We start from the raw sequence: 20,644 nt of genomic DNA, 5'->3' as shown, positions 1-20,644 counted from the left end.
CTAGCAGGAAGGAGTGACGATCGTTATCCGCAACAAAGACAAGTTCATCGTTAACCAAGGTTTACGCAAAACCATAATCAAGCCCGCAATCGCAGCATTTGCGATGGTATTGAGCGTCGGGATCGTAGATCAGAATGTGCAAGCTGCTGAAGAGGAGCGCGAGGGAATCGTGGAATCTTCGGGCAATTTGAATGTTCGAACAGGCCCTGATACGACATATGATGCAATCGGTCAGCTTGAAGAAGGTCATAGCGTAACTGTAGTCAATGAACACGAAGATGAATGGTATGAAATTACTTATGACGAAGAAACAGGGTTTGTACATAACTCTTATATTTCACTAATAGACGAAGCAAATGAAGAAGCAGTAGACGACGCAGCAAATGAAAAACTAGAAGTTATTGAGACACTCGTTGTAAATCACCATTCTTTAGCGGTACGTGCTGAAGCATCAGGCACGTCTGAACGATTAGGGACATTGCATGATGGCGACGAAGTTGACATCTACAACCTTGATCATGCTCCTTGGGTTCTCATTAAGTATGAGGAACAATTTGCGTATACGCATACGGATTACTTAACGGAAGCAACTCAAGAAGAGGAAGAAGAGCAGGAAGAAACTGAACCTTCTCAAGAAGAGACCGTCGAAACAAAATCGGCAAGTAACGCCTCAGTTTCTGCGATTGGGATTGTCACTCACCACAACTTGGCAATCCGTGAGCGAGCAAGTGGTTCAAGCGCTCGTGTTGGTGGCGCCACTGAGGGTGATGCGCTCGAAATTATTGAAACAGTGAACGGTGGCCCGTGGGTTAGTATTCGTTATGATGGAAACATTGCGTATACACATAGTGATTACTTTGTAGAGATCGAACCGGCATCAGCTGACTTACCTGTCGTTGACGAGGGAACAGTCACTCATCGTGCGTTAGCGGTTCGCCAGAATCCTAGCGGTTCAGCTGAACGAATTGGTACGCTTACGGAAGGTACGGACATTCACATTCACGACTATGTGAACGGGGGTCCATGGGTTTCATTTACATTTAAAGGTGGGATTGCATATACGCATATTGACCATATCGATGTCGTAGACAATACACCTCCTGAACCAACTCCAGAGCCTCCTTCTGATGGGGAGCTTGGTGACGTGATTGCGACGGGGATTGTTGACCATCATGGTCGATTGGCAGTCCGTACAACACCAAGCGGCTCTAGTGAATCTCTTGGTCATTTACAAAACGGCGATATTGTTCAGATCTATGAATATATGAACGGTGGACCGTGGGTTAAAATTGATTATGAAGGACAAGTAGCCTACACACATAGTGATTATATGAATGTGACACAGATGGGCGAAGTGATTGATACGGCAACCGTTACACATCATCGACTGTCTGTACGTAGTGGTCCAGGTGCAAGCCATGACACCATTGATCGACTCACAACAGGAGATCGCGTTGAGATTATCAAATTTGTTAATGGCGGTCCATGGGTAGAAGTAAACTACAACGGTAAGAGTGGCTACACTCATCTTGATCATTTGAATCTTCACTCTGGCAATACAGGTCTTCTTGCTGGTCGACTCATCGTAGTTGACGCTGGTCACGGTGCTCATGATTCGGGGGCACAAGGAAATGGACTAGTAGAAAAAACGGTGAATTTGGAAGTCTCTCGTGAACTTGCTCAGCGCCTTGAAGGTAGTGGGGCAGAAGTAATCATGACACGTACGAACGATACGTTCCTTAGCTTGTCAGAACGAGCGAACATTGCAAACCGTGCCAATGCAGATCTTTTTATTAGCGTTCACGCCAATGCATTTAACTCTTCTGCTAGGGGAGCAGAGACGTTCTACCATACTTCGGCAAACCCTGATAGTGTACGCTTAGCAAATGTTATGCAAGATCGCCTCGTAAGCGATACGGGTATGAGTTACCGACGTGTAGCTCCAGCGAACTTTGCTGTACTACGACAAACGACAATGCCAGCAACGCTCGTTGAATTAGGTTTTCTTACAAACAGCGGTGACGCTGCAATTATGAGACAACCTGGATATGCAGCAAGAGCAGGTGAGGCACTACATCAAGGATTTTTAGATTATTATCGTTAAGCAAAACCGCGCCTAATTGGTGCGGTTTTTTAATTAGTATTGAAAAAAACTCCCATACGTCTAGATGAGAGTTTATAGGTAGCCGATAACATTAATATAGATGCTTAGCATGGTTGCTAACAACACGAGGATATTGAATACGATGGCTACAATTCCAAAGGCAAGCATTTTTCCTTTCGGTTTTGTTTTCATAAATGCAAACATCAAATATAAACTGAGTGACAGTAAGATGAGATTTAGTACATTCATGACAAGATAATCTACATAGCCAAGGACGGCAAAAATTCCTGTAAGGAATACAACAAAAATCAACGATAATAGTGGCGTGCGGATTCGTTTAAGACGTTGAACGTATTGTTCATTCCGAATCATTTTTAAGAGCTCTTTTTTAGATTGTTCTTGCTCTCGCTTAATCTCGTCATTTTGAGAGTCTTTCTTTTGCATACAAGTTCCTCCAAAGATATCGGTCTTAAGAAATTCCGTCATTCCAATATACCAAGATTTTGAGTATGTACCAAACAAAATCCATTTAAATAGGATGTAACCTAATATCAGTAGCAATAGTATATGAATTTATACTGATATTTTTTCAATTAATTCAAAAAATAACTATAAATTACTAGTTTAATATTCTCAATAGAGTTATAATTTAAATAGAGACGATGGATTGGGGATATGCATATGGCAGAACACATTCAGCAATTGAAAAGTTTAATAGGCCAGTGGTATCACTCCATATTAAAGCACGATACAGAAGAAGCATTTGCATACAAAGAAGAAGTTGATATGTTGCTTCGTAACATTAGTGCAGATGACGAACAGCTTTCTAAATACTATCGATTAGTCGATTTTAGACATAGTATCCTTACCGAAGATTTTATGAAGAATCCTAAGATTGGTCAACAGATTAAACATGACTCTCTAAAGAAAACCGATCAAATGCTAAATTACCTTCACTACTTTATGGAGGGACAATTTGAGTTTGTTAATTCACGTTTTAGTTATGCGCTAGATTATTACCGCAAAGCAGAAGAATATGCGTTTTCAATTAGAAATGAAGATAAAGCAGAATTATTTCACAATCTAGGTGAGACGTTATATCGAATGAATGAGTATACGTTTGCACTCTGGTATTTAAAAAAGGCAGTACTGTTATTTGAAGAAGCCAACCTAGAAATGCGGAAGTTGAATAGCCTTTCATTTATTGGTGCCATTCATACAGAGTTGCACTTTTATGACGAGGCAGAAGAGATTTATCAAGAGATATTCCCGAAAGTAAGGGACCCTTATCAACTCTCGTTGCTAAATCGAGCCATTGGGTTAAATCGGTTGCGTCAACGCAATTACCCAGAAGCGAAATCTTATTTTTTGGATGCCTTACGAGATCACGGAAATCGTATGGTTCACATTAAGACGATGACGAATCTTGCTCACGTATGTTTCAAGATGAATAACAATAATGAAGGTGTCTACTACTTAGAAGAAGCTCAAACGTTAGCGTGTGAGCATGGACTCGAGGAATATATTGCAAGGTGTATGGTTCTTAGGGGTCTTTACACGATGGACGATCTTGCTCTTGTAGAGATGGCAATTCAGCATCTTGAAACGAATAACTTGAACTTTGAAATAAAAGAAATCTGTGAGCACGTGTCAGAGCATTATCAAGCAAAGGGTGACTATAAGATTGCATACGAGTATTTAATTAAAGCCAATCAATCGGAAACGATGGAACGTAGAAAGGGGGTGACGATATCATGAAGAAGTTTCTAGTGCTTTCATTCCTTACTCTTCTTATTTTTACAGGCTTTGAGAACAGTGCAGCTGCATATGATCTCATCACCGTACTCGACAAAATCGATGGCCTAAGATAATTGTAGCCATCACTAAATTGTGAATACGAGTTATCACTTAGAACCCTAGACGTTAGGAGTCACTAACGCCTAGGGTTTTTTGTATTGATAAAATTGAAATCAACGATTGAAACGAACGTAACGTATGGATTTATGATTAAGATACAAAAGGAGGATGAACAAAAATGATAAGTATACTCGTTAGTACAATGACGGTTGTGTTGCTATTGGTGGCTATGTTTCAACTATTACTTGCAATAGGAAAGCCTTTAGGAGTGTACACGTTAGGTGGATATTATACCGTTTTGCCATTGCCACTCCGCTTCGTCAGCGCTTTGAGTAGTGTCGTACTACTTCTAATTATTGTGGTGTACTTGAGCCATGTACAATGGATTTCATTTCTTTGGCTACCTACAACACCGTTGTTATGGGGGATCGCAATCTTTTTCATACTCAATACGATTGCAAACCTGCTGTCAAAAAGTACAAAAGAAAGAAGGGTGATGACACCGATCGCTGCTTTTCTCGTCATCGGTACCTTCAGCCTTCTAATCCTCACTTAAGAATGAAATTGTTCATTTGCACGATCAAATACGATCATGGAAGCTGTCGTTGCTCCTTCTGTACTTGCTACGAGAAGGGATGATGATGCGTTTTTGACCATCTCTCCAGCGACGTAGATGCGTGGATGACTCGTCCGTCCAAAACCGTCCGTTGAAATTTCATTATCATCAACTTCCAAACGAAGTTGCTCAATGAACGTATTGCTACGAACATAATCAGGGACAACGAAGCCGCCGTTACGGGAAACGAACGAACCATCTGCTAATTCAACTGCTGAGAGTTGCCCGGAATCTCCGTGAAGGTTCTTAATGGCGTCGCTATAGATCGATATATTCTTGTCTAAGATGGGCTGTAATAACTCTTGATCTAGCGTGACGCCATTCGTAAAGATGGCAAGATCCGTTGACCAATTGTACAGCAATTTCGTTACGTGTAAGATGGCTTGTTCATTAGAAGCAAAGATGGCAAGCGCGGCGTCACGTAATTCATAGCCATCACAAAATGGACAATGGAATATGCTTTTACCGTAATAGTTACGTATAGGTTCATAAGAGAAACGTTCTTGAATTCCAGTTGCTAACAGAATGCGACGACTCGTGTGTGTGGCGCCACTTTTTGTTGTCACAGTAAAATATTCTCCAGTCTCTTCAATTGTTGCAACGGTCTCTGCTTTTCTCGTGACATGCGGATAACGAGAGAGGTCTTCGTTTGCGATTGCTCTAAATTCAGTCGGTGAAGTTCCGTCTTGTGTAATGAAATTGTGAGATTCCTCAGTCACGCGATTTCGATTCGTGTCATTATCAAACAAAGCAACGTGTTGGCGGGAACGGGCTAGTGTAAGGGTTGCTTGCAACCCTGCAGCTCCTCCACCAATAACAACCACATCAAAATTCATCGTATCGTCTCCTTTTATCTCTATCATGGATTCTTTATATCTATAATAGGTGTGAAGAAAAGCACCACAATTAATGATGTGGTACGTTTCTTGCGTCCTCTGCAAGATCAGCAATCTTCATCGTGCCTAATTCTTCAAGAAAATTCTTTTCAGCTTTTTGGATGGACTGTTGAATAATGCAACTTGGGTTATGGTCTTCGCAGTAATCAAAGATTGGCGGAAGACCTTCTACCGCTTGAATTACATCAAGCAATGTCGTCTCTTTCCAATTTGCCTTCAACTTGTAACCACCGTTTGCGCCAGGAACGGACACGATTAATCCAGCTTTAACTAACTTCGTTAAGATTTTGGATAAGTATGTCGTTGACACTTGTTGATGACCTGCAAGTTTTGAAACACTCGTGTGTCCCTCGGCATGACTTAATGTTAAATGGAGCATCGTGTGAAGTGCATAATGTGTAGATTTCGATAGTTTCATAACGAATCACCTATTATAGATAATGTGTGTCTATAATAGCAACGTTGATCAAGAGAGTCAAGCATTCTCTTTTTCTAGATTTTCACTGATATGCTAAACTAAGAGAGAAATAAAATGTTCGTAAATTCCCTCTTTTTAGAAAGGTGGAGGTGACGTGGAGAAAAGAAACCCAGAGCTTGTTCATCAACCGGTCGCACCTTATGTCCATCAAATTGAAGTGAATGAACCTGGACGGCGATTAATTCTTTCGGGACAACTCGGTATGCAACAAAACGGAGAAGTTCCAGAACAGCCGATGGAGCAATTGAAGTTGGCCTTGCAAAACATCGATTATAATTTACAAGAAGCGAATATGAATCGCTCTCACCTTACCAAGTTAACGTTCTATCTTGTTGGTGAATTTCCATTGTCAGAACGTCGCGATGTGATTCAAGGTTATGTAGGAGATGGTTTGCCGTGTACGACATTACTCTATGTTGCTGCACTTGCGGCACCACAATTTAAAGTGGAAATCGACGCTGAAGCATTTGCCCCTAACGAATGAATCAACCGACAATTGCTATTATTGGGGCAACTGGAACACTCGGTCAACTCGTTTGTCACCATGTGATGTCTACGTATAATGAAACGTTCAATTATATTGTTACAGACTATAAAGTAGGACGGGGGGAACGGGTTGCTGAGCGATGGAAGAGTCAAGGATTTCATTGCGAATTTATGAAACTAGATGTTACGAGTGAAGATGACATTGCCAATGTTGTATCACATGCTGATCTTGTAATCATTGCTGTTTCACAACGCGAACCCTAAATACAGTACATCTGTATGAAAGTCAATGTTCCGACCATTGACGTGAATGCATTTAATACTTTTGCCGAGCGAGTGAAGGAATTAGACAATCAACAGGGTACGACGAATGTAATGATGGCAGGATTACTTCCTGGTTTATCTGTCATCTTGGCAATTGAAGCCGCTAAGGAATTAAGCATCGTAGACGAAGTACACGTAGGGTTTTTACAAAGCGCGAATGCTTTGGCAGGTGCACAAGGTGCAGCGGACATGCTCGAGATAGCTTCTTCGAAACTTCCGAATGGGCATAGGGGATTTAAAGAAAAACGAGTATTCACTAACGGAAGAAAGTCTTTAACTCTACGAAAGATTAATCATTCGGAGCAAGCCGTTATGAAAAACGTATTTAATAAGGCGACGAGTCACTATTGGACGTCTTGGGATATAGCACCATTTAATAAGCTCGTTTCGACGTTAATTGCTCTTCGGGCTTTGCCGAAGTACCGTCATTTATTTGCGCGATTTGCAAAGCATCGCCCCGACCAATCAGAAGAAGCGACACTCTTTGTAGAACTAACAGGATTGCGCAATCAAAAACGGACCAAGTCAGAACGGCAACTGACTGTTACATCAGATTATGAAGCGACGTCGCTCGTTGTAACAGGGCTAATTCCTCTCGTTTTAATAAACAAAGTGAACGGTGTCGTCGAGCCCTGGCAAATGGCAACGGTTCAAGATTTGCCTGTTCAGAAGATGAAAGCAAAGTAAGGAGTGGATCAGTTGGACATCTACATAAGTGGTTACGGTGTTGTCGCAAAAGAATTTGTGCAACTAATCCACGATAAAGCAGAAACGATTGCATCTCGGTATACGATCAAACCGAAAATCAAAGGAATTATCATCCGAGAAGGGATCGTTCAAAGTGAAGATGGCTTAGATCTTCCGCGATTACTTGACTATGGTGTTGGGACGATGGCGATTAAAGATTATGCGAAAGATTCACATTACCCAATTCAACCAATTGATCAGATGAGCGGTCATGTGCTTGTTGAAGCGACATCTACGAATGGCAATGACGGAGAGCCTGCTTACTCGTATATCAAGCAAGCGTTAACGTCGCACATGGATGTCGTTTCAATCTCAAAAGGTGCGCTCGTTCATCATTACGAGGAACTTATGCAGTTAAGTAAATCTGTTAATCGAAGAATTAAATTTAGTGGAGCGACAGCTGCGGCGTTACCAACACTGGATGTTGGAGAATATAGCCTTGCAGGTATGACACTTACTCGTTTTGAAGGGGTATTAAATGGAACAACGAGTTATATCCTTGACGATATGCATGAACAGGACACGGACCTTTCGATGTCTTTGCAACGTGCTCAAGAAGCTGGTATTGCAGAAAAAGACCCAGAGATGGACGTTAGTGGGAAAGATAGTGCGAATAAACTCCTCTTACTAGCGTATCGTTTTTTTAGCCTGAATAACCACATTCAAGACGTTGATGTGACAGGAATTATGGCTGTCACAAAAGAACAAATCGCAGATGCCAAAGCGTCTGATCATAAAATTGTTCTTTTAGCATCTGCCGTTTTGGACAAGCAAACGATTCATATGAACGTTCAACCGACATCAATACCGACGGCTCATCCGCTCGCAAATCTTGCTCCAAAAGAAAAAGGGATTTGCTTTTACACAGAAGAAATGGGAAGAGTAGCGGTCATAGGCGGTGCATCAAGCCCCGTTGGAGCAGCGGGAGCTGCTCTGAAAGACATGATTAATCTAGTACAAGCGAACTTCTAAATTCGTAAAAGAGGTGATTGTCATGCGTTTATCAACCATTGCATTGAATGAGAAGGAAACACTCGCCATCATAACAGAGAAAGGTCTAGTGCTCGTCGAAGAAGTGAATGAAAAAGTCGGGGGAGCTTATGCAACAGAATTGCTCGAACTTCTGCGAAGTGGTAAGCTCGAAGCGTTAACGACTTGGTACAATGAGACGGGCTTATCAGCGATTGAAAATGGAGAGTATGCGTTTGTTACGGATTATGTCGTAAAGCCACTATACCGTCATCCGAGCAAGATTTGGGGCATTGGTCTAAACTATGTGGAACATGCAGCTGATTTAAGTGAAGTAGCTCCGAATACAGAACCTGCGAGTTTTATGAAGCCTGATACGACAATCATCGGCAGTGGGGATACGATTCAGATCCCTTTGCAATCAGAACGTACGACAGCTGAAGCTGAGCTAGGTGTGATTATTGGAAAGCCGTGTAAAGATGTCGAAGAAGCGGATGTGCTTGATTATATTGCAGGATACACAACGATTATTGATATGACCGCAGAAGATATTTTGGAAAAGAACCCACGGTACTTAACACGTTCTAAAAGCTTTGATACGTTCTTTAGCTTCGGACCTCAGTTTGTTACGAAAGATGAAGTGGAAGACGTGATGAAACTAGAAGTTAGCACAGTGATCAACGGGAAGCTACACCGTAAGAACACCGTCGATCATATGACATTTACACCGTTTAACCTCGTGTCGTTTCACTCCAAAGTCATGTCTCTTTTACCTGGAGATCTGATTTCAACAGGTACGCCAGGTGCGGTACACATTCATGAAGGTGACGAAGTCGAATGCCAGATTAACGGTTTCGCATCGTTGAAAAATAAGTGTCAAGATTTGAAAATTAAAACTCATGCATAAGAGGTGGAACCAATGGATTTGAATTTAACAAACAAAACAGTGATCGTTATGGCTGCAAGCCAAGGATTAGGTAAAGCAACAGCCTTAGAATTCGCAAAAGAAGGGGCTAACGTTGTCATTTCAAGTCGCAACGAAGAAGAATTGCAACGTGCCGTTGAACACATCCAAGAAGCAGCACCATCTGCAAGTGTCATGTATAAAGTATGTGACATCACCAAAGGCGACGACATTAAAAACCTCGTCCAGTCAGCGGCCGATCAGTACGGCACGGTTGACGTGCTCATTAATAATGCTGGCGGACCTCCAGCCGGCGGGTTCGATAAATTTTCAGATGAACAATGGCAGAATGCATTTGAACTGAACTTATTAAGTTTCGTTCGAGCAATACGTGAAGTGTTACCGCACATGCGTAAACAAGGCGGTGGACATATTCTTAATTTCGCATCTTCTTCCATCAAACAAACGCTCGATAATTTGCTGCTGTCCAACACATTCAGAGCAGGCATCGTCGGACTTGCGAAAAGTCTCTCTCAAGAATTAGCGGAAGACAATATTTTAATTAATACACTTGGCCCAGGACGGATCGCTACAGGCAGAGTTGAAAGTCTAGACAAGATTAAAGCCGACAAAGTTGGTCTCTCATATGATCAAGTGAAAGAGAACTCCGAGAAGAGCATCCCGATGGGACGCTACGGCCAACCAGAAGAATTCGCAAAACAAGCGGTATTCCTATGCTCAGGTGCCAATACGTATGTTACCGGACAATCATTGCTCGTTGATGGTGGCTTAGTTAAAGCCCTTTAATGTCGAAACCCCCTCTAATCAAATTGGACCGCTGAAATAGTCTTTGACTAAAGAACGTACCCTTGAATTTTCGAGCGTACGTTCTTTTTTGATAAACTATACTAGAGTCATGATTTCCACTGCAGGCGGATGCTTGCACCCCTGGCATAAGGGCAACATCGGCTCCTGCTTCGCAGTCACCGTGTTTTCTATGCCGCGGAGGAACGGCCGAGCCTCCTCAGGCTTCGCCATTCGGGTCTCGTCTCGCCCCCTTTCCGCAGGCGTCACCGCCTTCCGTTCCAATCAAGGGTGTTTGTTAGAAGAAGAGCTCGGTGACGCACAGAGGTCATAAAATAAATAACCGAAAAAAGCGGTGTTCGTCATGAACGTATAGCTTGATTTATGGGCGTTCAGTCATCGCCCCCCATACGAATGTTCAAATACTTATCTATCCGTTGTCTGACGTTAACCTTGTCAATTGAAATATGACATGTCGTTTAAGTACTTTCTAGGGATGGCACCATACGAAGCGGTATTCCATCGGCAAGTACCTTGAACTCAAGCACCAATACGGGTATGAAATCGCTTCATTCTCGGGACTCTTAAGTATGGAGTTGAAGGATGCTTTTGCCATATTGACGGTGAACATTAAACGAATTCTCAAGTTAATGTGGTTATAAATTTCAAAGAAATTCTAAAATCATATGGAGATGTGCATCTGTTTTTTTATATGCTCTGGTCTTTTAGGAGCAAAAAGCTGTTTTTCAGTGGTAGAACGTCTTAGTGCAAATGGCAGATAAGTTTGAAGTTTCAATATGATATAGTGAAACGAACAGAATAAGTTTCAGGGGTGGTTGTTCACCTTTATTCCTCTCGTCACGTCTAAGGTTTATTCGTCGGTGCTGACGACTGGGAGGGGGTGAGGCGTTTATGTATCTCACTTACGAAGCTGCTACGTTAATCGTACTTGTGGCAACCTTCGTATATATGATCGCAAAAGACGCGAACAACACAAAAAAGTGACCACCCCTGGCTTCCAAACTAGCGGGTAGTCACCGTCACTGGTGAACATCGCCCCAAAAGGGACTTGTTCTGTAGCGCTCTTGGATGTATCAGCATCCAGGAGTGCTTTTAAATTATGCGAATTCTCGATTCATTATACGTGTAGTGTAGCAGATGGAGCAGATTGTAGCAAATTAGGTAAGGCAGTAAATCATGTAATTTGATAAAGAGAAAAACGCAAATGCAGTTGTCAACAGATGAGCGAAAGGAGCTTAGGAAAACGTGCGAATCGTATCCGCGTATCAAATGCCTAGTGGTAAAGTTGAGGTGATTTCTGTCTCATTCTCTGTATGGAAATTAAACCTCCAAAGGCGTTCCTTGTTAACCAGGGTACGCCTTTTTTTGGTGAAGGGCGTATCTTTATAAACGTTTCTTTCGTTATAGCAAATAGCAAAGGCTAAATAATTGAAGGAGATGATTTGTCATGAACGTATTAGTGCTCGGAGGATCAAGGTTTATAGGAAAGCACATCGTTGATCACTTACTTCATCATGGTCATACCGTTACCGTCTTGAATCGCGGAAATCATTCGTATACATCTTCAAATGTTGAGCAATTAATTGGTGATCGAGACGGTGATTTAGACGCTCTAAAAGGTAGAACGTGGGATGCCGCGATTGATGTTTCTGGTTATATTCCGAGGACGGTTGATAAAGCAAGTGCACGTTTAGCTCAGGTTGTTGCTCATTACACGTACATTTCTAGCATTTCCGTTTATGAGGACTTCTCGAAGGTGGGCTTAACAGAAGAAGATGCGACAAAGCAACTTTTGGAGGGTGAAATCACAGAGTTAACAAAAGGAACGGCAGGGCCTATTTACGGACCGCACTATGGGGGATTAAAAGCAGCGGGTGAGATCGTTGCAGAAAGAAATATACCAGGCCGTACACTAATCATTCGAGCTGGCTTAGTCGTTGGACCGAATGATTATAGCGACCGATTGCCTTATTGGCTTCTGAGAATAAAACAAGGTGGCGATGTGATTGCGCCTGGAAATCCAAAGCAACAAGTCCAGTTTATCGACGTGCGAGACTTGGCAAGGTGGATCGTCAGTAGTGTAGAGCAGCAAGTTACTGGGATCTATAATGTTACCGGTCCATCGCACGTGATGACGATGGAAGACGTATTAAAGGCATGCAACCGTGTCTGCAACAACAACGCAAATTTTGTCTGGATCGATGATGGATTTCTGATTGATAAACACGTATTGCCGTGGGAAGAGCTCCCTTTTTGGTTGCCATCGTCATTAAGCGGCGCAGCTTCAGCGAATAATGAAAAAGCGATCAACAAAGGGTTGTCATTTTCACCTTTAAATAAGACCATTCAAGACACACATGATTGGTTAAGTACCGTTGAAAATTTGACACTTTCCAATCTTAAGGCAGGAATGAGTAAAGAAAGGGAACTAGAGGTCATTTCAGCGTGGAATGCGAAGTAGTTGTTAATAAATAGGTGATCGCTGTTTAGCGCTGCTCACAAATCCGTCAGTTTGTGAGCAGCGTAGCACAAAAAGTGAACGCAATGAGGGCTTCTACTCACATAATGAAGCGTTCTGCACACAAAACGTTAGTTATGGTGGCAGAACAGGCTGACATGTTAGTAATTTGTACCGGTTTGCTCACAAAACTTAGCAGTTTGTGAGTGCCTTAGTCTATGATTGTTGAAGTGATTAGGAGGGTAACCAAATGAAAATTGCTGCGATCTATGATATTCATGGGAACTTTCGGGCGCTAGAGGCTGTCTTACACGTAATCGAGAAAGAGAAGGTCGATAAAGTGATTGTGGGAGGAGACATAGCTTGGGGACCGCAGCCGAGGCAAGTAGTGGAACGACTTTATGCTAAGAAAGATGAGTATCATTTTGTTATGGGAAATAGTGATCGAGAGATTTATGAGCAATACAAAATACCTCCTCGAGCTATTCATACGATGGCAGAAGAAGTAAATCAATGGTGTATTGAGCAATTATCGGATGAGCAATTGGAGTGGTTAGGTTCGTTTGGATTTTCTCATGGTGAAGAAGACGTCCTGTTTGTACATGGTTCGCCGAGAAGCGATGTTGAAGCGATAAGAATCGACACACCTGCTAACGAAGTGGAACAGATGATAAGTAAAACGAAGCAATCGACGATTGTGTGTGGTCATACGCACATTCAATTTAAGCGAATGATTGCTTCGAAAAACATCATTAATGCAGGAAGTGTAGGCCTTCAGAGTCGATTACGAGGCGCTTGCTGGTTATGTATGAATTCAAAGGAGATCGAATTGCGAATGACAGAATATGATGTGGAACTTGCAGCTAAAGAGATTCTTCAGGAGAACGCACCGCACAAAGAAGAGTTTGCAGCCCATGTCAGAAACCCTCCATTTCAGGGACCATAAAAAGTTAAGCGCCTACTATTATCTAGATAGAATTACTTTATGAATCTACGTATTCCATTGCAAAACAAGTCAGTCTGTTAATCGAGAGAAATTAATAAAAAATAAAGGATTTCGCATCGTAGTAAAGAAAGAAATCAAGTGAGTTGATTAGCTACTGAGGAGGTTTTACGATGCACGATCTATGGTTTTCCGTTCAAGAACTTCATCCGAATACATATGCCATAAGTGAATACGGACATTGGGAAAAGGTGCATTCTTTTTTACTAATTGGAGAGAGGCGAGCATCATTAATTGATACGGGTCTTGGCATTGATTCAATTAAGCGAATGACGGATCAATTAACAGATTTGCCAATCGATGTGATCACTACGCATGTTCACGTTGATCACATTGGGGGTCATGGGGAGTTCGAACGATTGTACGTCCATTCAGAAGAAGCAGATTGGTTGGAAGAAGGAATTAAAGGCTTAACACTCGATCAAATTCGAAAAGATATTGGACGAGATTTAACAAAGAGCCCACCACCATCTTTCAATCCAGACACGTATACGCCCTTTACTGGCAAACCGACAGGACTTCTAGAACACAAAGATCGACTTGATCTTGGCGGTCGCACGCTTGTCGTTCATCATACGCCTGGCCATTCACCAGGTCACCTAGTTGTTGAAGATCTGACAAATGGCTTGTTATTCACAGGCGACTTATTGTATATCGAATCTCCGATATATGCGTTTTATCCGACGACGGATCCAGTGAAACTGCTCGATTCGCTGGCGTACGTCTCTCGTATTCCGAACATTAACAACGTATATGGTTCACACAACACTTTGAGCATACCAAATAACATTTGGACCGACGTAACCGAAGCTGTTCGCGATTTGCGTGAAAAAGACTTGGCGCATTTTGGGACAGGTGTACATACATATGGTTTGGTAGAAATTCGGTTTTAGGATTATTAGTTTTAGCAAAAAAAAGACAACCCCTATCAATCAAACATAAAGGTTGTCACTTAAGAACGTTGCTCATAATAGTGCGTGTTCCTTAACCAGCTCAGAGGGATCCTGCATGACTCTCTAATAATCCAATTCTGTCACAGATGTATAAATCAAGTCGCCGACCATTTTAAGTTTCTCGGTGCTGATTTTATCGATGGTATCCTCTGGCGTGTGGTACCATGGCTCTAAGCTATGTGTGCCTGGTTCTCTCCAAATAAAGTTGGCTGCATCGATGCCGACTTGGTGGAAGGCAACGTGATCGGACGCGCCACGTTGGAATAGGAACAAGATGTCATTGTTTAACGTGTTTGAGGCAGCGTGTGCCTGATGCCACACGTTATTTGCTTGTCCATCGACGACATTTACATACAGTGTGTCTGCAGGTTCCCAATTGGTTGCGACCATATCCATATTAAAGTTTCCGAAGCTGCGGTTGATTTCTTCTTCAGTGAGTGTCTCTGCATAACGATAGGCCCCAACGAGACCGATTTCCTCAGCGCCAAGAGCGACAAATCGGACTTCCTTATCAACAGGAATGTCTTGCATGACACGTGCCAGTTCTAGTAATGCTGCCGTGCCGGAACCGTTGTCATTTGCACCAGGGGCATTTGGAACACTATCATAATGAGCCGTCAAATAGACAATCTCTGGGTCCTCAACGCCCTCAGCTTCTTTAATGGCAATGACATTTTGTGATTCTTCAGTACCGTTTCTGATATCGAAGTATTCGATGGCCGTTTCGTAGCCAAGGTCAATAAAAATATCTTCAATGTATTCTGCGGCCTCAACTTCTTCTAAGCTACCAGCGACACGCGGACCGATTTCTACACTTAAGTGTTCGATATGTTCCAGCGCAAGATCTTCATCAAATGGTAAGTATGCTGCTCTTAACGATTCACCGTGATGAAATAGCAGTTCGAAAGCATGATCAGAGATCGCATCTTTTTGGTGATGGAGCAAGTTATGGAACCCACCAGTGTGACGAACGAGCTTTTCATTACTCCCTTGGTTTTCATAATGTGAGAGTGTTGTCGCATGCACAGAGAGCTGACGGTATACGTGACTAGAATCAAAATGACCCTCAGCTTCTAAATCAGTAATCAACGATTGGAGCTCTGAAGCGGTATACGGAGAATCTTCAGCTGCATAACTAGGAGTGGTCGTCATCAAGCCCCCGGCTAAGACAATCATTGCTAAACGTGAAAACATTTTCATGTAAAGAACAACTCCCTCTTTTATAATTATTAGAATTTTGAGTAATTAAATCGTACCATATCAATCATTTGGCACTTGAGAAAGGAGGGGTTGAATGACAAAAGTATGAGTAAGAGACTATGTCAAAATATCTTAAAAAGACTAAAGGTAGAACATTCAATAGGGTCATAGGATCTGTAGGAGAAGGTCTAAAATCATGTTGAGAAAATCCTTTCTAGGGATATGTTGCTGTTATTGCGTACTTTATGACTATCTATGAAACGAGTACTCTATTCAATGTGTTGTTATTGCTAAAGATCCAAGAACAAAAAAGAGCTAACCCGAGGTAGGAATTAGCTCTATCTATTCATAGTTTAGTGATTTGCTCTGACACACGATTTCCTAATGATGTTGAAGCTGAACACAAGTAGTTAATGACAGTTTGTTGGACTGAGCGATCAATCCCTGCAAGGGCGACGGCGATATTCATGACAAGGTTTGTTTTTTCAATGGAGTTAAGAGAATGATAGTACTCTCCTGCTTGTGAGAAGTCATCGGTTTTCTTAATCGTGGATCGCGTGAGGTGACCTTCAACAAACCGTCCCTCACCACTTGTCACAAGGTTGTCAGGTGTCCAATTTTTTTGAGCATTAACGGGAACTTTCCGGAATTCTGGGCCGAGGCGTCTACGTTGTGAGTCGAAATAGATGTTCGCTCTGCCTTGTAACATTTTATCGTCTGATAGTTCCGCACCATCAAGTAAATTTGTCGGTGAAAAAGTTAGCTTTTCAATTTGTTCCATGTAGTTTGTTGGGTTTTCATTTAATGTGAGCTTTCCGACGGGATGGAGTGGAATGTGTTCCTCATCCCAAACTTTCGTGTCATCTAAAGGGTCAAACGGTAACAAATGAGCATCTTCAGGATCAAGAATTTGCACGTATAATCCGTATTCTACGGGTTGACCAGAGGCGATTGTATCGTATAAATCTTGGCCAGAGTAATCAGGGTTTCTCAAAGCTAATTTTTCGGCTTCTTCACTTGTGATGTAATCTTCTCCTGCAAATGGAATCCATCTGTATTTAATGTAATGCCGTTGTCCGCGAGTGTTTCGCCATACATACGTATTAACGCTATGCCCTGGAATTTTTCGTAAGCTTTTTACTGTACCCGCATCTGAATAGAGGCGAACGACAAAATGAATCGACTCAGGTGCGCGGGCGACAAATGCCCAAAAGCGTGTCGGGTCAATAAGGTTGTTTGTTGGAGAAGGAAGGAGAGCACGAATGGCTTCTGGAAAGCGGATGGCGTCTCTAACCGAAAAGACTGGAATATGGTTAAAGACTAGATCAAATATTCCCTCTTTCGTATAGAACTTCGTTGCAAAACCTCGAACATTTCTGGACGTATCAGGTGTTCCTTTCGTACTAACAGCGAGTGAAAACCTCACCGCAATTGGAACGATTGTTCCTGATGTTTGCAAAAACGGGATCTTCGTGTAGTTGCTCATAGAACTCATCGTTTCAAATTTCCCAAAAGCTCCAAAGCCTTTTACATGAACAGGTCGTTCAAGAATTTTTTCATATACAAGGTCTTGGTTTGTTTCGTGTGCAATGCTATCTTGTTCTAGAGTTGGACCATTTCTGCCTACAGTTTGAGAATGAAACTTTGCAGGGGCATCGCTGTCCCACTTCGTATGTGTAGAAGGAGATTTATGATGACTATGATCGGGGTTACGAACCGGTATTTTCTTAAGGGGATGCTTTTTCAATTGATCGCTCATGAAACCCTCCCGTAATCGTTGACGTTATGAACATCATATTGAAAAGGTCGGAAGGTTATGATTGAGTGGAGTAAGCATCGTAGAAGCAAAGAGGTTTTTATATTAGTGGAGGGCAGCCAATCGTCTATAGCCTGATTAGGTAGTAAACAACTACCCTCCAAATCGATAAATACCCGATTTGTGAAAAACAAAACGTGAAATGTAGTGGAGGTAGAAAAAAATGATTCGTTCTTATTGCACCTCAGATGTTCCGTATGTCATTGAAGCTCATCGTAAGATTTACAAAGAAGAATATGACTATGATGAATCCTTCGTTATGTTTATCACGCAAAGTATAACATCGCTTCATAAGCGGAATTATCACCGAGAGAACGTATGGATCGTTGACGAACAAGGGCAACAACGAGGTTCAATTGCGATACAAGAAGCCTCGGGAAAGATTGCAAAGCTTGGATTATTCTTAGTAGAGCCTGTCGCTCGGGGCAAAGGATACGCAGAGCAGTTGTTGCAAACTGCTATACGCTTTTGTATCAATCAAGGGTACGAACAGATTGAACTTATTACAAATGCGAACTTATTAGCTGCCAGAAAATTGTATCGTAAAAACGGATTTACTCTTATCGCGTCATGGTCAGAAGTGAAGTCGGGCAAAGTGCTTGAGGAAGAGCAGTGGCGTTTGGAACTCTCACCTATTGCTCTGGGTCATTCATTGCCTTTACAGCAACCTTTGTAACGAAGTATGTGAATGAAAGAATAGCCGTACAGATTACTAAAGCAGTTGGTAATGTCATTATGATGACCTCCTGAGTGGTTGTTAACTACAGTTTGCCATCGTTTTTTTTACACTTGTGAGCGAGTTTATCGGCGAAACGCTTTTTCTAATGACTAAGGTGTCGTTTTTAGTACATAAGATGCGTAGAACGTATATCGCTTAAAATAGGGGATCTTTGAGTTTACAAATTTCTTAATTTTACCAACTGGACAAACAGATATGGTAAATTAATGGCGTAGGAGATCTTGTTATTCTCCATCCTATTAAACCCTCGTTAGTAGTTTACCAGCAAAAAACCACGCGCCCTGCACGCGTGGTTTTTTGTGTTTATAAATTCCTAAGGTGAAATCGTTACTGACGTACCATTTGGAACGAGTCTTGCAAGTTCTTCTACATCTGCGTTGTGCATGCGAATGCATCCGTGGGAAACAGCATGACCGATAGATGAAGGGTCATTTGTCCCGTGGATGCCGTAATGTAGTTTTGATAAAGAAAGCCACATCGTTCCGAACGGTCCACCGGGATTGGGTTCACGATCGACAATGACGAAGCTTCCAATGGGTGTTGCAGTAACCATTCGACCGACCGCAATCGGGAAGGTTCTCATTACACGACCGTTGTAGTACAGCGTTAATGTACGAGAATTGACGGAGATGTGGATTGAGTAAGGGACATTTGCAGGATCAGGTAAGTTAGGGATGATTATCATTTGACCTGGGTAAATCCGATTAGGATCAATATTTGGATTTGCTTGCAAGATTGAGGGAAGGGAACGTCTGTAATTGGCGGCGATTGTAGTAAGTGTTTCCCCAGGAAGAACGGTATGACGGTACAAACAATCACACCCTTTCAGTTTTTACTAGTATATGTATCACTTGAGTAATGAGTCTAATATAACAAAATCTAGGACTATATTTTTAATCTTTGTAACTAAAATGTAAATCGTCAAACGAACTTTTTTACAGTACAATTTTACCCAATGGAGTTTATGGACAAGGGTGGTTCAATGAAACGTGTTGGGTTAATGGGAGTACTTGCTTTCATATGCATAGGTGGGGTTCAACAAGTAGAAGCGAGTGAACAACCACAATTAGTTAGTGAATCAGCAATATTAATGGACGCCAAATCAGGGGAAGTCCTTTACGATAAACAAGGGAATGCGCCGATGTATCCGGCGAGCCTTACGAAGATCGCTACGACGATTATGGCTTTAGAACGAGGCGATTTAGATACAAACGTGACGATTACAGAAGAAGCAATTGATGTAGTCGGGACGACGGTTTTTTTAATGGAAGATGAGGAATTACCTTTAGAACAGTTGGTAAAAGGAATGCTCATTAATTCTGGTAATGATGCAAGTAGTGCAGTTGCCTTGGAACTTTCAGGTTCTAAAGAAGCATTTATTGAAGAGTTTAATGAGTATTTACAAACCACGGTCGGTTTAGAAGATACATATTTTACGAATCCACATGGGTTATTTCATGAGAATCATGTAACGACGGCGTATGATCTTGCGACGCTCACTCAATATGCGATGCAAAATGAAGAATTCCGGGAAATGGCAGCAATTGAAACGCTTGATTGGCAGAGTGAAAGTTGGGAAACGACGATCATCAACCATCATCAATTGGTGCGCGACCATGAAGAAATTCTCGGGGTGAAAAACGGTTTTGTCTCGCAGTCAGGCTTTACGTTATCCACATTTGCAGAAGTGGACGACACAGAGTTGGTGGCGATTACGCTAAACGCACCAACAGCTGATGATACGTATCGTGACACACTTGAGTTGTTTCGTTATGGATTTGAAAATTACGCCACTGAAACATTACCAGAAGGGGAGCAGTTCCAAGGCTCAGATGGGTTAACCTACGAGGCAGCAGATGAGATGTTTTATACGACTGCTCGTGCCAATGACGTAACGAAAGAAGTGCAAGACGGAGGCTTACTCGTTGTAAAAAATGATGACCAAGTAGTCTTAGAAGAGTTGTTAACCCCATTTGAAGAACAAACGGTTCAAGCTAAAAGTGAGAATAAGGAAAGTGAAGACACATCGTTTTCTCTTTTTAATTGGATCAAAGATTTATGGCCATGGTAAAGGTGAGTACTGAATCAGAAGTTTATTTACAGTGTCGAATAAGTGCTAACGGTTAAATTGAGGGGATTTCCGTGTTAACCCCCTCAATTTAGATATAAAATCACCACATACAAGCGTTTATGTGGTGACTTTTAAGTTTTATGTTGGGGTTTTAAAGATTTATCTTCAATTTGAGGACAACATTCCAACATATATGAA

The 20,644-nt window shown here is 41.9% G+C and carries 20 protein-coding genes; 14 read left to right on the top strand and 6 right to left on the bottom strand.

Annotated features, from left to right (window positions below; genetic code table 11):
• The first annotated feature begins 13 nt into the window (after positions 1-13).
• The gene (locus JOD17_RS10270) at positions 14-2,104 is read left to right on the top strand and encodes an SH3 domain-containing protein (protein WP_204697514.1); all 2,091 of its coding nucleotides are present in this window, start codon (positions 14-16) and stop codon (positions 2,102-2,104) included.
• A 72-nt stretch (positions 2,105-2,176) separates the two neighbouring features.
• On the opposite strand, the gene JOD17_RS10265 is transcribed toward JOD17_RS10270, so the two are convergent.
• A complete protein-coding gene (locus JOD17_RS10265; protein ID WP_204697512.1) occupies positions 2,177-2,548 on the bottom strand; it encodes a hypothetical protein in 372 nt (123 codons plus the stop codon).
• A gap of 237 nt (positions 2,549-2,785) precedes the next feature.
• Between JOD17_RS10265 and JOD17_RS10260 the strand changes: the two genes are divergently transcribed.
• The gene (locus JOD17_RS10260; protein WP_204697511.1) at positions 2,786-3,862 is read left to right on the top strand and encodes a response regulator aspartate phosphatase; all 1,077 of its coding nucleotides are present in this window, start codon (positions 2,786-2,788) and stop codon (positions 3,860-3,862) included.
• 277 nt (positions 3,863-4,139) lie between these two features.
• Complete coding sequence (locus JOD17_RS10255; RefSeq protein ID WP_239575414.1) at positions 4,140-4,517, top strand: hypothetical protein; 378 nt, start codon at positions 4,140-4,142, stop codon at positions 4,515-4,517.
• Here JOD17_RS10255 and JOD17_RS10250 read toward each other — a convergent pair.
• The gene (locus tag JOD17_RS10250) at positions 4,514-5,413 is read right to left on the bottom strand and encodes an NAD(P)/FAD-dependent oxidoreductase (protein ID WP_204697510.1); all 900 of its coding nucleotides are present in this window, start codon (positions 5,411-5,413) and stop codon (positions 4,514-4,516) included. The genes JOD17_RS10255 and JOD17_RS10250 overlap by 4 nt on opposite strands.
• 70 nt (positions 5,414-5,483) lie before the next feature.
• Entirely contained in the window at positions 5,484-5,891 is a 408-nt protein-coding gene (locus JOD17_RS10245) for an RrF2 family transcriptional regulator (protein ID WP_204697509.1), read from the bottom strand.
• A 154-nt stretch (positions 5,892-6,045) separates the two neighbouring features.
• Between JOD17_RS10245 and JOD17_RS10240 the strand changes: the two genes are divergently transcribed.
• The 9 genes from JOD17_RS10240 (at position 6,046) to JOD17_RS10200 (ending at position 14,560) form a co-directional block, all read left to right on the top strand.
• Positions 6,046-6,435 (top strand): Rid family hydrolase, encoded by a 390-nt coding sequence (locus JOD17_RS10240; RefSeq protein WP_204697508.1) that lies wholly within the window; start codon positions 6,046-6,048, stop codon positions 6,433-6,435.
• Positions 6,432-6,701, top strand: coding sequence for an SDR family NAD(P)-dependent oxidoreductase (locus JOD17_RS10235; protein ID WP_204697507.1), 270 nt, complete (start codon positions 6,432-6,434; stop codon positions 6,699-6,701). The genes JOD17_RS10240 and JOD17_RS10235 overlap by 4 nt, the downstream gene beginning before the upstream one ends.
• Positions 6,702-6,716: 15 nt before the next feature.
• Positions 6,717-7,448, top strand: a complete 732-nt coding sequence (locus JOD17_RS10230; protein ID WP_204697506.1) for a hypothetical protein — start codon at positions 6,717-6,719, stop codon at positions 7,446-7,448.
• A 12-nt stretch (positions 7,449-7,460) separates the two neighbouring features.
• Positions 7,461-8,480 (top strand): homoserine dehydrogenase, encoded by a 1,020-nt coding sequence (locus JOD17_RS10225; RefSeq protein WP_204697504.1) that lies wholly within the window; start codon positions 7,461-7,463, stop codon positions 8,478-8,480.
• A gap of 22 nt (positions 8,481-8,502) precedes the next feature.
• On the top strand, positions 8,503-9,384 hold the full coding sequence (locus JOD17_RS10220; protein ID WP_204697502.1) for a fumarylacetoacetate hydrolase family protein: 882 nt from the start codon (positions 8,503-8,505) through the stop codon (positions 9,382-9,384).
• 12 nt (positions 9,385-9,396) lie between these two features.
• The gene (locus tag JOD17_RS10215; protein WP_204697499.1) at positions 9,397-10,188 is read left to right on the top strand and encodes an SDR family oxidoreductase; all 792 of its coding nucleotides are present in this window, start codon (positions 9,397-9,399) and stop codon (positions 10,186-10,188) included.
• Positions 10,189-11,653: 1,465 nt separating this feature from the next.
• Positions 11,654-12,667 carry an NAD-dependent epimerase/dehydratase family protein gene (locus JOD17_RS10210; RefSeq protein WP_204697498.1) on the top strand — a complete coding sequence of 338 codons (1,014 nt, stop codon included), beginning with the start codon at positions 11,654-11,656 and terminating at the stop codon, positions 12,665-12,667.
• 247 nt (positions 12,668-12,914) lie between these two features.
• Positions 12,915-13,610 carry a metallophosphoesterase family protein gene (locus JOD17_RS10205; RefSeq protein WP_204697497.1) on the top strand — a complete coding sequence of 232 codons (696 nt, stop codon included), beginning with the start codon at positions 12,915-12,917 and terminating at the stop codon, positions 13,608-13,610.
• A gap of 170 nt (positions 13,611-13,780) precedes the next feature.
• Complete coding sequence (locus JOD17_RS10200) at positions 13,781-14,560, top strand: MBL fold metallo-hydrolase (RefSeq protein ID WP_204697496.1); 780 nt, start codon at positions 13,781-13,783, stop codon at positions 14,558-14,560.
• Between the two features lie 123 nt (positions 14,561-14,683).
• Here JOD17_RS10200 and JOD17_RS10195 read toward each other — a convergent pair whose 3' ends face one another.
• Together JOD17_RS10195 and JOD17_RS10190 are read right to left on the bottom strand one after the other, a co-directional pair.
• Positions 14,684-15,820: a M28 family peptidase gene (locus tag JOD17_RS10195; protein WP_204697495.1), complete on the bottom strand. Its 1,137-nt coding sequence runs from the start codon at positions 15,818-15,820 to the stop codon at positions 14,684-14,686.
• A 346-nt stretch (positions 15,821-16,166) separates the two neighbouring features.
• The gene (locus tag JOD17_RS10190; RefSeq protein WP_204697494.1) at positions 16,167-17,579 is read right to left on the bottom strand and encodes a catalase; all 1,413 of its coding nucleotides are present in this window, start codon (positions 17,577-17,579) and stop codon (positions 16,167-16,169) included.
• Positions 17,580-17,799: 220 nt separating this feature from the next.
• Between JOD17_RS10190 and JOD17_RS10185 the strand changes: the two genes are divergently transcribed.
• Positions 17,800-18,312: a GNAT family N-acetyltransferase gene (locus tag JOD17_RS10185; protein WP_204697493.1), complete on the top strand. Its 513-nt coding sequence runs from the start codon at positions 17,800-17,802 to the stop codon at positions 18,310-18,312.
• Positions 18,313-18,688: 376 nt separating this feature from the next.
• Here the strand turns inward: JOD17_RS10185 and JOD17_RS10180 are convergent, their stop codons facing one another.
• The gene (locus tag JOD17_RS10180) at positions 18,689-19,186 is read right to left on the bottom strand and encodes a L,D-transpeptidase family protein (protein ID WP_204697492.1); all 498 of its coding nucleotides are present in this window, start codon (positions 19,184-19,186) and stop codon (positions 18,689-18,691) included.
• A 171-nt stretch (positions 19,187-19,357) separates the two neighbouring features.
• Between JOD17_RS10180 and JOD17_RS10175 the strand changes: the two genes are divergently transcribed.
• Entirely contained in the window at positions 19,358-20,446 is a 1,089-nt protein-coding gene (locus tag JOD17_RS10175) for a D-alanyl-D-alanine carboxypeptidase family protein (protein ID WP_204697490.1), read from the top strand.
• Positions 20,447-20,644: the final 198 nt, after the last annotated feature.

It is taken from the genome of Geomicrobium sediminis (assembly GCF_016908595.1).
In the GTDB taxonomy this organism is placed as follows: domain Bacteria; phylum Bacillota; class Bacilli; order Bacillales; family Marinococcaceae; genus Geomicrobium_A; species Geomicrobium_A sediminis.
The sequence above is the reverse complement of the archived record's forward strand: the minus strand, read 5'-3'. Positions and strand labels throughout refer to the sequence as shown.